General features: G+C 71.4%; 13 protein-coding genes. 8 read left to right on the top strand and 5 right to left on the bottom strand.

Annotated features, from left to right (window positions below):
• Nucleotides 1-62: 62 nt before the first annotated feature.
• Complete coding sequence (xsc, locus tag MOX02_RS09545) at nt 63-1,841, bottom strand: sulfoacetaldehyde acetyltransferase (RefSeq protein ID WP_147025558.1); 1,779 nt, start codon at nt 1,839-1,841, stop codon at nt 63-65.
• 243 nt (nt 1,842-2,084) lie between these two features.
• Between xsc and MOX02_RS09540 the strand changes: the two genes are divergently transcribed.
• The 3 genes from MOX02_RS09540 (at nt 2,085) to MOX02_RS09530 (ending at nt 4,892) form a co-directional block, all read left to right on the top strand.
• Nucleotides 2,085-2,846 carry an IclR family transcriptional regulator gene (locus MOX02_RS09540; RefSeq protein ID WP_147025557.1) on the top strand — a complete coding sequence of 254 codons (762 nt, stop codon included), beginning with the start codon at nt 2,085-2,087 and terminating at the stop codon, nt 2,844-2,846.
• A 40-nt stretch (nt 2,847-2,886) separates the two neighbouring features.
• Nucleotides 2,887-3,849: a bifunctional enoyl-CoA hydratase/phosphate acetyltransferase gene (locus MOX02_RS09535; protein ID WP_147025587.1), complete on the top strand. Its 963-nt coding sequence runs from the start codon at nt 2,887-2,889 to the stop codon at nt 3,847-3,849.
• A gap of 275 nt (nt 3,850-4,124) precedes the next feature.
• Entirely contained in the window at nt 4,125-4,892 is a 768-nt protein-coding gene (locus MOX02_RS09530; RefSeq protein WP_147025556.1) for a glyoxalase superfamily protein, read from the top strand.
• Between the two features lie 127 nt (nt 4,893-5,019).
• Here MOX02_RS09530 and MOX02_RS09525 read toward each other — a convergent pair whose 3' ends face one another.
• The 3 genes from MOX02_RS09525 to MOX02_RS09515 form a co-directional block, all read right to left on the bottom strand.
• Nucleotides 5,020-5,466 carry an MEKHLA domain-containing protein gene (locus MOX02_RS09525; protein ID WP_147025555.1) on the bottom strand — a complete coding sequence of 149 codons (447 nt, stop codon included), beginning with the start codon at nt 5,464-5,466 and terminating at the stop codon, nt 5,020-5,022.
• A complete protein-coding gene (locus MOX02_RS09520; protein ID WP_147025554.1) occupies nt 5,463-6,440 on the bottom strand; it encodes a phosphoribosylaminoimidazolesuccinocarboxamide synthase in 978 nt (325 codons plus the stop codon). Before MOX02_RS09520 ends, MOX02_RS09525 begins: the two co-directional genes overlap by 4 nt.
• Nucleotides 6,441-6,510: 70 nt before the next feature.
• Nucleotides 6,511-7,305: a DUF2189 domain-containing protein gene (locus MOX02_RS09515; RefSeq protein WP_147025553.1), complete on the bottom strand. Its 795-nt coding sequence runs from the start codon at nt 7,303-7,305 to the stop codon at nt 6,511-6,513.
• Nucleotides 7,306-7,612: 307 nt separating this feature from the next.
• Here MOX02_RS09515 and MOX02_RS09510 point away from each other — a divergent pair, with 307 nt between their 5' ends.
• Nucleotides 7,613-7,933 carry a GYD domain-containing protein gene (locus MOX02_RS09510; protein WP_147025552.1) on the top strand — a complete coding sequence of 107 codons (321 nt, stop codon included), beginning with the start codon at nt 7,613-7,615 and terminating at the stop codon, nt 7,931-7,933.
• 29 nt (nt 7,934-7,962) lie between these two features.
• Here the strand turns inward: MOX02_RS09510 and MOX02_RS31130 are convergent, their stop codons facing one another.
• Nucleotides 7,963-8,685 (bottom strand): hypothetical protein, encoded by a 723-nt coding sequence (locus MOX02_RS31130; RefSeq protein ID WP_170267769.1) that lies wholly within the window; start codon nt 8,683-8,685, stop codon nt 7,963-7,965.
• Nucleotides 8,686-9,170: 485 nt separating this feature from the next.
• On the opposite strand from MOX02_RS31130, the gene mprF reads away from it, so the two are divergent.
• From mprF to MOX02_RS09480, 4 genes are all read left to right on the top strand, one after another.
• A complete protein-coding gene (mprF, locus tag MOX02_RS09495; RefSeq protein ID WP_147025550.1) occupies nt 9,171-11,801 on the top strand; it encodes a bifunctional lysylphosphatidylglycerol flippase/synthetase MprF in 2,631 nt (876 codons plus the stop codon).
• Entirely contained in the window at nt 11,798-13,198 is a 1,401-nt protein-coding gene (locus tag MOX02_RS09490; RefSeq protein ID WP_147025549.1) for an AcvB/VirJ family lysyl-phosphatidylglycerol hydrolase, read from the top strand. Before mprF ends, MOX02_RS09490 begins: the two co-directional genes overlap by 4 nt.
• A gap of 237 nt (nt 13,199-13,435) precedes the next feature.
• Nucleotides 13,436-13,921, top strand: a complete 486-nt coding sequence (locus MOX02_RS09485) for a Ros/MucR family transcriptional regulator (protein ID WP_147025548.1) — start codon at nt 13,436-13,438, stop codon at nt 13,919-13,921.
• A gap of 246 nt (nt 13,922-14,167) precedes the next feature.
• Nucleotides 14,168-14,375: MucR family transcriptional regulator (locus tag MOX02_RS09480; protein WP_174804899.1), on the top strand; the 208-nt coding region annotated here is incomplete at its 3' end.

Raw genomic sequence — 14,375 nt, 5'->3', positions numbered from 1 at the left:
CGGGTCGGGCCCCCTTCCGGTCGGAAGGGGGCCCGTCGCCCGCGCCTCAAGGTCAGGCAGACTCACATCGGCGGGCGCTGCGGGCGCATGTCGGAGCGCTCGATGCCCGCCACCCGGACCGGCTTCTTCATCGCGTCCCGGCGGAAGGGTTCGCCGAGTTCCTGGTTGAGCAGAACCTCGATGAAGGTCGTCACGCCCCGCGCCTGCGCCTCGCCGGCCTGCCGCAGGGCGTGGGTGAGCTCGCTCGTCGTCTCGACCTTCACGCCCTTGAAGCCGCAGCCCTCCGCGATCTTGGCGTAGCTCAGCTTCGGGTCGAGCTCGGTGCCGACGAAGTTGTTGTCGTACCAGAGCGTGGTGTTGCGCTTCTCCGCACCCCATTGGTAGTTGCGGAAGATCACCATCGTGACGGCCGGCCAGCCCTCCCGGCCGATCGAGGTCATCTCGTTCATCGAGATGCCGAAGGCGCCGTCTCCCGCGAAGCCGAAGACCGGCGTGTCGGGGCAGCCGATCTTGGCGCCGACGATCGACGGGAAGCCGTAGCCGCAGGGGCCGAACATGCCCGGCGCGAGATACTTCCGGCTGTTCTCGAAGGTCGGGTAGGCGTTGCCGATCGCGCAGTTGTTGCCGATGTCGGTGGAGATGATCGCGTCCCTCGGCAGCCCGGCCTGGATCGCCCGCCACGCCTGGCGCGGGGACATCCGCTCGGAATCGCGCTCGCGCGCCTCCACGTTCCAGCGCGTGCCGGGATCGTCGTCCTCGTGATCCATCGAGGAGAGGGTCTGGAGCCACGCGGACTTCGTCTGGTGGACGAGCGCCCTGCGCTCGGTCCGCCCCGCATCGCCCGCGCTGCCCGAGAGCTGCTCCAGGAGCTGGCGGGCCACCTGCTTGGCGTCGCCGCAGATGCCGACCGTGATCGGCTTCGTCAGCCCGATCCGGTCGGGGTTGATGTCGACCTGGATGATCCTCGCGTTCCGCGGCCAGTAGTCGATGCCGTAGCCCGGCAGGGTCGAGAACGGGTTGAGGCGGGTGCCCAGCGCCAGCACGACGTCGGCCTTCGCGATCAGCTCCATCGCGGCCTTCGAGCCGTTGTAGCCGAGGGGGCCGACCGCGAGCGGGTGGCTGCCGGGAAAGGCGTCGTTGTGCTGGTAGCCGGAGCAGACGGGGGCGTCGAGGCGCTCGGCGAGGGCCGCCGACTCGGCGACCGCGTCGCCGATCACGACGCCCGCCCCGTTCAGGATCACCGGGAACTTGGCCTCGGAGAGGAGCTCGGCCGCCTCGGCGATGGCCGTGCGGCCCCCGCCCGGCCGCTCGAGCCGCACGATCTGCGGCAGCGCGATGTCGATCTCGTGGGTCCAGAAATCGCGCGGCACGTTGATCTGCGCGGGCGCGCAGCCCCGCCACGCCTTCTCGATCACCCGGTTCAGCACCTCGGCGACGCGGGACGGATCGCGCACCTCCTCCTGGTAGCAGACCATGTCCTCGAACAGGGCCATCTGCTCCACCTCCTGGAAGCCGCCCTGGCCGATCGTCCGGTTGGCGGCCTGGGGCGTCACGAGGAGCATCGGCGTGTGGTTCCAGTAGGCCGTCTTCATCGCCGTGACGAAGCCGGTCACGCCGGGCCCGTTCTGGGCGATCGCCATCGCCATCCGTCCGGTCGCGCGAGTGTAGCCGTCGCAGATGAGGCCCGCGTTGGTCTCGTGGGCGCAATCCCAGAAGGTGATGCCCGCCTTGGGGAACAGGTCCGAGACCGGCATCATGGCCGACCCGATGATCCCGAACGCCTGATCGATCCCGTGCATCTGGAGGACTTTGATGAAGGCCTCTTCGGTCGTCATTCTCATGGCTGTGCCCTCTGGCTGTGTCCCTCTGGCTGCTTCCTCGGGCACCCGTCGCCGGCGCCGCGGCGCGGGTGCGTCCGGGTGGCGTCCCGCCCGCCCGGCGGCGCCGCTTCGGCCCTCCGGCCGTGCGGGGCTCGGTTCTCGCCGCACCCCCGGATCCTAGCGCCGGGTTTCGGCCGAACGCAAGCTTCATCTCATTTTTTTGCTTCTCACATTCTGAAAAATGGAATAGGACTCGATCGACCGATGGATGACAGCACCGAATCCTCGCCGGCCCTGAAGGCCTTCTCGCTCTTGGAGACCATCGCGGCGATGGACCACGCGCCGACGCTCGCCGAACTGACCGAGACCGCCAACCTCCCCAAGCCCACGCTTCACCGATGGCTGACGATGCTCGAAGGCGCCGAACTGGTGAGACGCATGCCCGACGGGCGCCGCTACGAGCTCGCCGCGCGCTCGACGGCGCTCGCCTTCGCGATCCTGTCGAACAACCCGGGCTCGACGCAGCGCCACCAGATCCTGCAGCGGGTCGCGCGGGATCTCGGCGAATCCTGCAACCTCACGGTGCTGCAGGGGAGCGAGGTGATGTATCTCGACCGCGTGGAGGCCGCCGCCCCCCTGCGTGTCGCCTTCCAGAAGGGCTCGCGGGTGCCGGCCCACTGCTCGGCGAGCGGCAAGATCTTCCTGGCGATGATGCCGCCGGGCAAGCGGTCCCGCCTCCTCGGCACGCTCAACCTCGAGCGGCACACGGCGAACACCCTCACGGACCCGGAGGCGCTCGACGCGGAGCTCGGCCGGATCCGCCGCCAGGGCTACGCCTTCGACGACGAGGAGTACCTCTCCGGCCTGTTCTGCATCGCGGTGCCGATCCTCGACCGGACCGGCCGCGACTGCCTCGCCGCCCTGGCCCTGCAGGCCCCCGTGGTGCGGCTGTCGCGGGACAACGCGGCCGAGCGCCTGCCCGCCCTGCGCTCCGCCGCCGAGGCGCTGGCCGCGACCCTCACCTGAACCCTCCCGAGGCAACAGCGAGAGCTGCGCGATGACCGAGATGCCGACCTCGATCCTGCAGGCGCCGGCGAGCTATCCGAAGCTCGGCGCCCTGACGGCCCTGGCGCTCGGCTGCGGGAGCCTGCGCGTCGGCGTGGTCTATCCGTGCGAGGCGGGCGCCCTCGGGGCGGCCCTGGAGGCCGGCGAGCAGGGCCTCATCGAACCGGTGCTGATCGGCCCCGCGGCACGGATCCGGCAGATCGCGCAGGACCAGGGCCTCGACCTCGGGAGCCTGCGGATCGTCGAGGCGTCCGATCCGCACGCGGCGGCGCGACGGGCCGTGGAGCTCGCGGCGCAGGGCGAGATCGGCGCCCTGATGAAGGGCTCGCTGCACACGGACGAGCTGCTCGGCGCGGTGGTCGGGCGGGACTCGCCGCTGCGCACCGGCCGCCGGGCGAGCCACGTCTTCTGGTTCGACTGCCCGGCCTACCACAAGCCGCTGATGCTGACGGACGCCGTCGTCAACATCGCCCCCGGCCTCCTGGAGAAGGCCGACATCGTGCGCAACGCCGTCTCCCTCGCCCACGGCCTCGGCATCCCCGACCCCAAGGTCGCGATCCTCGCCGCGGTGGAGACGGTGAACCCCTCGCTGCCCTCGACGATCGACGCGGCCGCCCTCTGCAAGATGGCCGACCGCGGGCAGATCACCGGCGCCACCCTCGACGGCCCGCTCGGCTTCGACAACGCGGTCTCGACCGCCTCCGCGAGCACGAAGGGCATCGTCTCGCTGGTGGCGGGCGAGCCCGACATCCTGGTGGTGCCGAACCTCGATGCCGGCAACAGCCTCTACAAGTCCCTGGTCTATCTCGGAGGCGCCGCCTGCGCGGGCCTCGTGCTCGGCGCGCGGGTGCCCGTCATCCTGACGAGCCGCGCCGATTCCCGACAGGCCCGGGTCGCCTCCTGCGCGCTCGCGGCGCTGGCCGCCGGGGGCATGGCCGGGGCAGTGCCGGCGCTCCGGAACTGAAGGGGGCTCCCTCGCCCGGGCCGCTCCCGCGCGGCGTTCGTCCCGCGAACCGTGATCGGCCGGCCGCGCCGACGACCCACAGCGAACCTCGGACAGGCCGGTTGACGCCTCGTCGTGCCGGATGCTCTCCTGCCATCCGGCCGATGCAGCCTGCCGCTCGCGCTCCGAGGAGTGTGGTGAATGCATCCGGGTACGGATCGTCGATCCCGCGCACAGGGTCGGCCGGTCAGCAACGCGAGCACTGACACAGGGGTCGACCCGGTTCGGGGATCCGCATGCCCACCATCACCGACGCAAAGGCCATGGCCAAGGCCCTGGAGGCCGCACTGCGCGCCAGGAACGTCGCCGTCTCACACGGAGAATGCCTGGACATCGTGTCCCGGCAGTTTGGTTTGAAGGATTGGAACGTCCTGTCCGCACGGGCGAAGCGGGACGAGGCCGCCGCGCGTCGCCGAGCGGCGGAGCTGAGGGGCTGGGGGTTCCAGGCGGAGCACCCGGCGGCCTACGATCACGGAGCCGACGACGTCGACCGGGATCCGGATCGCGGCACGGCGCTGATCCGTCTCGATCCCGAGGCGGCGCTACGCCTCTATCCGAACCTGGCCCGGGCATTCGGCACCTACCTGCAGACGGTCTCCGCGGTGCCGTTCCGTGCCAGGAGGCTGGAGATCCGGGCCCGTCTCCGCTGTGAGGGCGTGACCCACGGCGCCACGATCTGGGCGCGGGTGGACGGCATGCCGGGCCACACCTTCGCCTTCGACAACCTGAAGGGTGCGCGGAGCGGCTGGCTCTTCGGGGACGTTCCCTGGACCGCACGCAGGATCGTCATCGACGTTCCCTGCGATGCGATCACCCTCCACTTCGGCTTCTTCCTGAAGGGGTCGGGTTCCCTCTGGGCCGCCGAATTCTCGGTCGGGGACGCCGATGCGTCCGCGCAGATCACCGCTCCGGCGGTCGCGCGGACATCCGTCGAACCGGCGTGGATCACCCCCGTGAACCTGGACTTCTCGGACGTGATCAGCCCGCCCGCGATCGGGACGTGACCCACCGGCCGCAGCGTCCGTCGTCCCGAGAGACGGCCTGGGTCTCGTAGGTCGACGTCCGCCTTCCGGAGCGGTCTCCTGCATGCGCGGCGAGAGTGGCAGGCCGGTCGCGCCCAGCCTGCCACCATCAGACGTCGCGCCAGCGCGAGAAGGTCGCGGCCTGGCCCCGCACCGTGCCGTCCGCGTCGACGAGCTGCCAGACGGTGCCGTCCTCGATGAGGAACCGGCGGCCGGAGGCCGCGATCCGCACGCCCCGGTAGCCCGTGGCGAAGCCGTCGCGGGCGACCCGGTCGAGGAGTTCCTGGCGCGCCGCGCGCTCCGGCGCTTCCGCCGATAGCCGCGAGGGCAGGGCGGTGAAGGCTGCCCAGTCGTAGCCGAAGCAGGACTGGGCCGTCCGGTTCGCGTAGACGAAGCGAGGGTCCGCCGACCCGTCATGGGCGAGCACCGCGAAGGGCGCCTCGGCGTAGAGCCAGTCGGCGCCACGCCCTTCGGGCGCCAGCGGCCGGCCGAGGAGCCGGGCGTGGCTGCCGTCGAGCAGCGTGAAGAAGCCGGGATCTTGGGAGAGGTCGCTCACGCGGAGAGATAGGCCGCGATGCTGCGCCGGATCCGGTCGAGCGGAGCCTCGTCCCGGTCGGGCAGGGGGAAGGATTGGCCCGTGATCGTCTCGAAGGCGCGGATGTAGACGGCCGCCGTCTCCATCACGACGTCCTGCGGGATCTCGGGGATGGCGTCCCGGTAGGGATCGCAGCGCGCCGCCACCCAGTTGCGCACGAAATCCTTGTCGAAGCTCTCCGGCGCCGCGCCGTCGGCGAAGCGCTGGGGGTAGCTCCCGGCGAACCAGTAGCGGCTGCTGTCCGGCGTGTGGATCTCGTCGGCGAGCACGATGCGGCCCTGCGCGTCGGTGCCGAACTCGTACTTCGTGTCGGCGAGGATCAGCCCCCGCGCGGCCGCCATCTCCTGCCCGCGGGCGAACAGGGCGAGGGCGGCCCGCGAGACCGTGCGCCACTGCTCGGGGCTCAGAAGGCCCTTGGCGAGGATCTCCGCCTCGGTCAGCGGCTCGTCGTGTCCTCCGGCCTCGGCCTTGGTGGTGGGCGTGATGATGGGGGCCGGCAGGCGCTCGTTCGGGCGCATGCCGTCCGGCAGGCTGTGGCCGTAGAGGGTGCGCGCCCCGGCCCGGTACTGCGTGAGGATCGAGGTCGCGGTGGTGCCGGCGAGATAGCCGCGCACCACGATCTCGACCGGCAGGATGGTCAGGCGCCGGCCCACCACCACGTTCGGGTCCGGATAGGCGAGGACGTGGTTCGGGCAGATGTCGGCGGTGGCATCGAACCAGTAGCGGGCGGTCTGGGTGAGGACCTGTCCCTTGAACGGGATCGCGGCGAGGATCCGGTCGAAGGCGCTGAGCCGGTCGCTGCTGATCAGGATGCGGCGCCCGTCCGGCAGGTCGTAATTGTCCCGGACCTTGCCGCGATAGTGGTTCGGCAGGTCGGGCAGGCTCGCCTCCCGCAGCACCAGATGGGCGTAAGGGATCAGGTCTGCCGCTGTCATCGCGCCGCCTCCGTCGGATCGAGCGGAGGCTTATGCGCGATCAAGGCCCGGAGCGCGAGCCCGCCGGAGTTCAGGGCGCCACCGCCCGCCGGTAGAGGTGCCAGGTCGCGTGGCCGAGCACCGGCAGGACGACCGCGAGGCCGATGAAGAGCGGCAGCATCCCGACGAGGAGAAGGCCCGCGACGATGAAGCCCCAGAGCAGCATCGGGCCGGGGTTCCGCCGCACCACCGCGATCGAGGTCTCGATCGCCGCCAGCGCATCGACGTCCCGGTCGACGAGCAGGGGGATCGAGACGACGCTCACCGAGAGGGCGGCCAGCGAGAAGGCGAATCCGACGAGGTTGCCGAGAAGGATGAGGATCCAGCCGCGGCCCGTCGTCAGGACCTCCTCCACGAAGGCGGGCACGGAGGGGTGGGTCGTGCCGTCGTAGAGCGCCCAGTACAGCCCCATCGCCGCGACGAGCCAGGCGAGGAAGATCGTCATCAGGAGGAAGCCGACCGCGAAGATCGAGCCGGCCGAGCGCGCCCTCAGGGGCTCGTAGGCGCTCGACCAGGTCGCCTCCAGGCCCTGCTCCCGTCGCCGGCTCATCTCGTAGAGGCCGATCGCCGCGAAGGGCCCGACCAGGGCGAAGCCGGAGGCGAGCGGGAAGAGCAGGGGGACCAGGCTCTCCTCAAAGGTCAGGGTGGCGATGACGATTCCGGCGATCGGATAGATGGCGATGGCGAACAGGACGTGGGTGGGCATGGCAAGGAAATCCTCGACGCCCTTGGACAAAGCGACCTTGAGGTCGTGGACGCCGAGCCTGCGCACGTCGAGGCGCTGCGCGGACGGATGCTGGTGGAAGACGGCGTGAAGCGTCGTCATGGCAGGGCCCTCCGTGGGACGACATGCACATGGCAGGCTGCCCGCTCGGCACCCGCCGCTGACGGTCTGGAAACACGAACCGACCGTCTTATAGCGGGCCCGACAAGCTTTGTCTCAGTTCCAAACGCCGAAATCGTACGTTCCCGAGCCTGGATCGAGTAAATGCAAAGTACAGGTTAAGACAATCATGCATTCAATGCCGTGCTCGCCGGCAAGACATGCCGGACGAGCATGGCCGACGGCGCGCGCCGAACACGGCATTGTGAGAGAATCGCCGCGGCACGTCTCTCGCTTTCGGAGGCCTGTCGTGACCACCTACATCATGCTCGGACACTGGACGGACCAGGGCGCCCGCTCGGCCGTCGATTCGCCGCGCCGCCTCGACGCGGCCAAGGCGCTGCTCGCCGGGATGGGCGGCGAGTTCAAGCACTTCTACCTGACGCTGGGCGTCTACGACGTGATCGCGATCTACGAGGCGCCGGACGACGCGGTGGCCGCCCGGTTCAGCCTGCAGCTCGGGATGCTCGGCAACGTCCGGGCCGAGACCCTGAAGGCGTTCCCGGAGGCCGCCTACAGGGCGATCGTTAGCTCCCTCAGCTACGAGGAGCCGCCGCGCTGGCGGTCTTGAGCGCGGCTCCATGATGGTGGGCGGCCGGGTCAGGCCGCGCGCTGGGGCTTGCGCATCGGCTCGAACACGATCGCGTAGTGCTGCGGGCACCAGCGCTTGCCGGTGACCACGCGGCAGCCGCAGACGCGCTTCGTCTCGATGGAGCCGCCCTCGTGGTCGGACCACAGCGGGAAGACGCAGTCGAACAGGCCGGCCTTCATGAAGGGCACGCCCTCGCCGCCGTCCGCCGCCGCGAGAGGGCTGCGCCCGGCCGTGGCAGGAAGGGCAGGGGCCGAAGCAGGTGCTGGTGCCGGCGCAGGAGACGGCGCCGGCTGCGGCACTGCCGGAGCGAGGACCTCCCGCACGGGAGCGGGCGCGGCGGCGACCGCTTGGCGCGGCGGCGCGGCAGGCGCGGACCGGACCGGAGCGGGCACCTCGGCCTGGGCCGCGGGTGCCTTGCGGGACAGGTCCCGCGCCGCCTCGCGCGGCGCCTCGGCCGTCGGCACGGCGCGCGGCAGGATGCGGGCTTTCGCGGCGGCTTCGACCGGCCGCGCTGCCGGAATCGGCCGGGCCGCGACGGCGGGCGCCGGCCGCGGCGGGGCAGCGGGCTTCTTCGGCTTCGAGCCCAGGGTCTGCGCGGCCTGCGCGACCCGGCGGATCACGTCCTCGGGGGTGGTGCCGAGATCGGCGGCGATCTCCGCCGCGTCACGACCCTCGACCCACTGGAAGACCGCCTTCCGTGTCGTCTCTTCCGTCCACAGCGCGTCGTTCATCCGGTTGGGAGCCTTGTGCCTCGGTGACAGGGGACGCGCCGTATAGGCGAAACCGCGGCCCGAAGTCTCGCCCGATCGCGCCCGCGGCCATGCATTCCGCTCAAGTCGGCCGTGACCCGGCGCGGCCCCGCTTTCGCCGCGATGACCGGCACGAATCGGTGCGGGCGCAGCCTTCCGCTCGAAACAGCAGCCTCCCGCGCGAAACCGTCGAGGCGCCTGATTTTCGCCAAACAGAATGCAGACACGGCAGGACCGTATCTGCACGCTCCGCACGCATGACGTGAGGTTCATTCAGGCAGCGTTGAACTTTCCTGGTTAAAGAGGATGCACGCCCTGACCTTCATGCGGGGCGAGTCGGAGTTCGCACCGCTTGAGAGACCCTCGCGCAACCCGCCTGCGCCAGCCCTCGCGGATGGGGCGCCCAGGCGCCTGAGCCGCCACAACCCGCCCCGGATACAGCCCCGCTCCCGAGCCCGACGACGCGCATGCCGACGAGCCCCGAATCCCTGCCCCTGCAAGAGGACGCAGCCCGCGTGGTCGCGACCTCCCAGATCCGCCGGCTGCTGCCGTCGATCGCGGGGCTCTGCATCGCCGCACTCGCCCTGGCTGTGCTGCACCACACGCTCGGCAGCGTGACGCTTTCGGCGGTCTCCGACGCGCTCGATCAGATCCCGCGCGCCGCGCTCGCGCTCGCCTGCCTGTTCACCGGAATCAGCTTCGCGGCGATCGGCGTCTACGACCTCGTCGCCGTCGAGACGGTGGCGCCCGGCCGGATCCCGCGCCTCCTCGCCGCCGCGACGGGAGCAGGGGGCTACGCCGCCTCGAACGCCCTGGGCTTCCCGCTCCTCACGCAGGGCGCCCTGCGCTACCGGGCCTACGGTCCGCACGCGGTGGCCCTCGGCGACGTCGGGCGCATTCTCGGTGCCTCGTGGTTCGCCCTCCTCGTCTCCCTCGTCACCATGGCGGCGGTGGCGCTGGTGCTCGGCCCGGCCAACCTGCCGGGGTTCCACGGCGGCGCAGCCCCGGCCGGCATGCCGCGGGCGGAGGTCACCGCGGGGCTCGCCATCCTCGGGCTCGTCGCCGGCCTCGTCCTCTGGCTCGGCCGCAGAGAGCGCGTTCTGCGCCTCGCCAGGTTCTCGATGCGCCTGCCCACCACCCGCGCGGCCCTGGTGCAGATCGGGGCCGGCATCGTCGACCTCACCGCCGCGGCGGCGACCCTCTACGTGCTCCTGCCCGCCGACGCGGTCGGCAGCTTTCCCGCCTTCGCCCTGATCTACGTCGCGGCGACCGTGGTCGGCATCGCGAGCCACGCGCCGGGCGGCCTCGGCGCCTTCGAGGCGACGCTCGTCGCGAGCCTCGGCGCGGGCGGCCGGGCGGACGTGCTCGGCGGCCTCCTCGCCTACCGGATCGTCTACACGCTGCTGCCCTTCCTCGTCGCCATGCTCGGCCTCGCCGGGACGGAGATCGTCCGCCGCCGCGCCGCATTCGCCGGGCCGGCCCGGGCGGCGGCGCGCCTCATGGAGCCGATGGTGCCGCGCGCCGCCGCCGGCATCGCGCTTGCCGGGGGCGTCATGCTGCTGGCCTCGGGGGCGACGCGGGATCTCGCCGCCCGCATCGAGATCCTGTCGCAGGTGGTGCCGCTGCCCTTCGTCGAGGCTTCGCACTTCGCCGCGAGCCTCGTCGGCCTCGCCCTGCTCGTCCTGGCGCGGGGCCTCAACCGGCGCCTCGCCCGGGCTTGGCGCTTCGCCCTGATGCTGCTCGTGCTCGGCGCAGCCTTCTCGCTCGGCAAGGGTCTCGACTGGGAGGAGGCGTGCCTGCTCGGCACGCTGGCCGCCCTGCTCGCGGCCTTCCGCGCCTCGTTCTATCGCTGCCCGCCACCGGCGGCGCAGGCGACCCCCTTTACCTGGAGCCGGCCCGCGCTGGCCGGCGTCGCGGCCCTCGTCACGGGCGCGAGCGGCCTCGGCTTCGTCGCGTGGCGCCACTGCGCGGACGCGGACGCCCTGTGGTGGCAGGTCAACTGGGACGGGGACGCCCCGAGCCTGATCCGAGCCTCCTTCGCGCTGATGGCGGGCATGGCCGCGATCGGCTTCGACAACGCGGTGAACCGGCGCGGCGAGCCGCGCGCCGAGCCCGAGATCCCGCAGGCCGTGGTGGAGGCCGTGGCCCGCGCGCCCGGCGCCTCGGCGGCCCTCGCGCTCCTCGGCGACAAGGCGTTCCTCACCTCCGCGGACGGGCAGGGCTTCGTGATGTATGCCCGCGCCGGCCGCAGCCTCGTGGCGCTCGGCGAGCCGGTGGGGCCTGCCGGGACCGCACCGGAGCTCGCCTGGGCCTTCCGCGAGCTCGCCGACCGGACGGCCGCCCGGCCCGTCTTCTACGGAGTCGGACCCGAGAACCTGCCGCTCTTCCTCGACATGGGGCTCGCCGCCCTCAAGCTCGGCGAGGTCGCCCGGGTGCCGCTCGCCGACTTCTCCCTCAAGGGGCCGGCCCGGCACGATCTGCGCTACGGCGCCCGGCGCGCCGAGAAGGAGGGGCTGACCTTCGCGATCCTGCCCCGGGCCGAGGTGCCGGCCGCGATGGAGGAGCTGCGCGCGGTCTCGGACGCGTGGCTCGCCATGAAGTCGGGCAGCGAGAAGCGCTTCTCGCTCGGCTACTTCGATCCCGCCTATCTCGCCCGCTTCGACATCGCGGTGATGCGCAAGGAAGGCCGCATCGTCGCCTTCGCCAACCTCTGGCGGGGGGCCGACCGGAACGAGGTGGCGATCGACCTGATCCGCTACACGCCCGACGCCTCGCGGGTGATCATGGACGCGCTGTTCGCCAACCTCCTCCTGGCGGCCAAGGACGAGGGCTACCGCTGGTTCAATCTCGGCGCGGCCCCGCTCTCGGGCCTCGTCGACCGGCGCCTCGCCTCCCGCTGGAACCGGTTCGGCGCCTTCCTCTACCGGCGCGGCGCCGACCTCTACAGCTTCGACGGTCTGCGCACCTTCAAGCAGAAGTTCGATCCGGTCTGGACGCCCTACTACCTGATCTGCCCCGGCGGCCTCGGCACGCCGCGCGCGCTCCTCGACGTGGCGACGCTCGTCAACGGCTCGCCCTTCGGGCTGATCCGGCGATGAGCGGGCCGGGCGGGGCACCGAGCCACAAGGGCCTGACCCGCCTCGCCCTCGCGATCGGGGCAGCCCTGCTCCTCGCCGCCGCCGGCGCGGGGTTGCTGCTCGTCTGGCGCCCGCCCGCTCCGGCCCTGATCGCGTCCGCGACGCCGGTTCGGGTCTCGTCCGCCCACTTCAAGGACGTGCCCGTCGAGATGCCGGGCGGCAATCCGGCCGGCCTCGCCCTGCTGATCTCGGGCGCGGGCGGCCCCGGCCCCACCGAGCAGGCCCTGTCCGAGCGCCTGCGCCGCCGCGGCCTGATGGTGCTGAGCCTCGACCTCGAGACCTGGCGGGCCGGACTCGCGCGCGACGCGGGGCCCTGCATCCGGCCGATGTCCGACGTGGAGGACCTCTCCAAGAATCTTCAGCGCGCCCTCAAGGCCAAGCGCTACGTCCACCCCGTCCTGGTGGGCGTGGGCGAGGGGGGGGCGCTCGCCCACGCCATCCTCGGCCAAGCGCTCTCCGCGACGGTGGCAGGGGGCGTCGCCCTCGATCCGACGGAGATCGTAGGGATGGACCGTCCGGCCTGCGACGGCCTCCCGGCGGAGCCCGCCCCCGGCGGCGTCCGTTATCCCCGGGCGACCACGCTTCAGGAGCCCTTCGTCCTCGTGCGGGAGAGCGCAGCCGCGGAAGCCGAACCTGGGGCCGCGCGCGGTCCGCACCGGCCCGAGACGCGGGTTCGGGCGGAGGCGCAGGCGCGCATCGACGCGGCGGTCGACGCCGCCGTCTCGCTCGCCGTGCGGGACGCCGGCACGGGGCAGATGCCTCTCGTCGAGCACGTCCCGGCCGGCCCGGCCAAGGCTTTGGCGATCTTCTTCTCCGGGGACGGGGGCTGGCGCGACATCGACAAGACGATCGGCGACCGGCTGGCGCGGGAGGGCGTCCACGTGCTCGGCATCGACGCGCTGCGCTACTTCTGGTCCGACAAGAATCCGCAGACCGTCGCGGCCGACACCGCCTCGGCGCTCAAGGCCGCCGACCCGGACGGGCGTCTGCCGATCCTCGTGCTCGGATACTCCTTCGGGGCGGACGTCTTTCCCTTCGCCTGGCCTCACCTTCCGGCGGCCCTGACCGACCGGATCGGCCTCATCGCCCTGCTGGGACCCGGCCGCAGCACCGGGTTCAGCGTCTCCGTGAAGGGATTCCTCGGCCTCGGCGGCGCGCACGCCGTGGTGCCGCAGATCGCCGCCCTGCCTCCGGCCAAGGTTCTCTGCATCTACGGTTCCGCCGAGAAGGAGCCCGCTTGCACCGATCCGAGCCTCAAGGGCGTCCGCGCGATCCGCTTGGAGGGCGGGCACCACTTCGACGGCGACTATCCGGGCATCGCCCGCCGGATCCTGGACGCGGCCCGGGTGTCGGGCTGAGGCCGGTCCGGAGACGGGGAACGGGCGCCGGGCGGACCGGAGGCGGCAGCAGGCTCGGCGGATGAATCCCAGGATCGGGCGGGCGATTCCAGGGTGAGAGATCGATAAAACGAGCCCACGACTGAAAAACGCATCGCGATATGATCACTGAGCTGTGAAAAACGCTCGAATACCGATTGCCTTTCAGCGGCCGATGCCCGCTTGAGCGTTGAGCTGTCACGAAAAGGGAACGGGATCATGGCGGACAATGCTGACGCTGTTCAGGTCGATTACACGGAGCTCACAGCCGACATCGTATCGGCTTTCGTCTCGAACAATTCTCTCCCCGTATCCGAGTTGCCCGCTCTGATCAGCAGCGTCTTCGCCACTGTGACGAGCCTCGGGTCGGCGCGCCCGGAGGCCGAGGCCGAGACCGGCACGCGGCCGACGGCCTCGCAGGTGCGCAAGTCGATCACGCCGGACGCGCTGGTCTCGTTCATCGACGGCAAGCCCTACAAGACGCTCAAGCGTCATCTGTCGACGCACGGGCTCGACATCCACGCCTACCGCCAGCGCTTCGGCCTGCCGAGCGACTACCCGTCGACCGCTGCGAACTACTCCGCCCAGCGCTCGCAGCTCGCCAAGAGCCTCGGACTCGGCCAGCAGCGCCGCCCGGCGGCCGCCGAACAGCCCGAGCCGGAGGCGCCGAAGGCGCGCGGCCGGCGCAAGTCCGCGGCGGCCTGAGCCCGCCGGAGCGGGCGGCGAGCACCGGCGCCGGAGACATCCGGTACCGCGGCTCTCGCCGCCCGTGCGGCGGATCTGCGTCTTCTGATGGTTTGCCCCGTGCAAGTCGACCTATCCGTCGTACAAGCCGTTACCCATAAGGCTTTTGTTGTGTCGGACTTAGGAACGCCTGTGCATCATTCGGCTACTTACGCTTGCATTCGCGTGAGTTTGCGGCGAAGTACGTAGGCGATCAAGGAGTAGCCGATGGAACCAGAAGAAACGTCTTCACTTGCGCACGATCAGTTCATCGAACTATCGGCACAAGTCGTTTCGGCATACGTTGCGCGCAATCATGTGGCTGCCGCCGACATCCCGGCCCTGATCCACGCGGTTCACGCCTCGCTCTCCGGCCTCGCCCAGCCGGCCGCCCCGCCCGCCGACACTGTCGAGAAGCCGACGCCGGCCCAGGTGC

It is taken from the genome of Methylobacterium oxalidis (assembly GCF_007992195.1).
Classification (GTDB): domain Bacteria; phylum Pseudomonadota; class Alphaproteobacteria; order Rhizobiales; family Beijerinckiaceae; genus Methylobacterium; species Methylobacterium oxalidis.
Note: the sequence above shows the minus strand (reverse complement) of the source record. Positions and strands in the feature narration are given on the sequence as shown.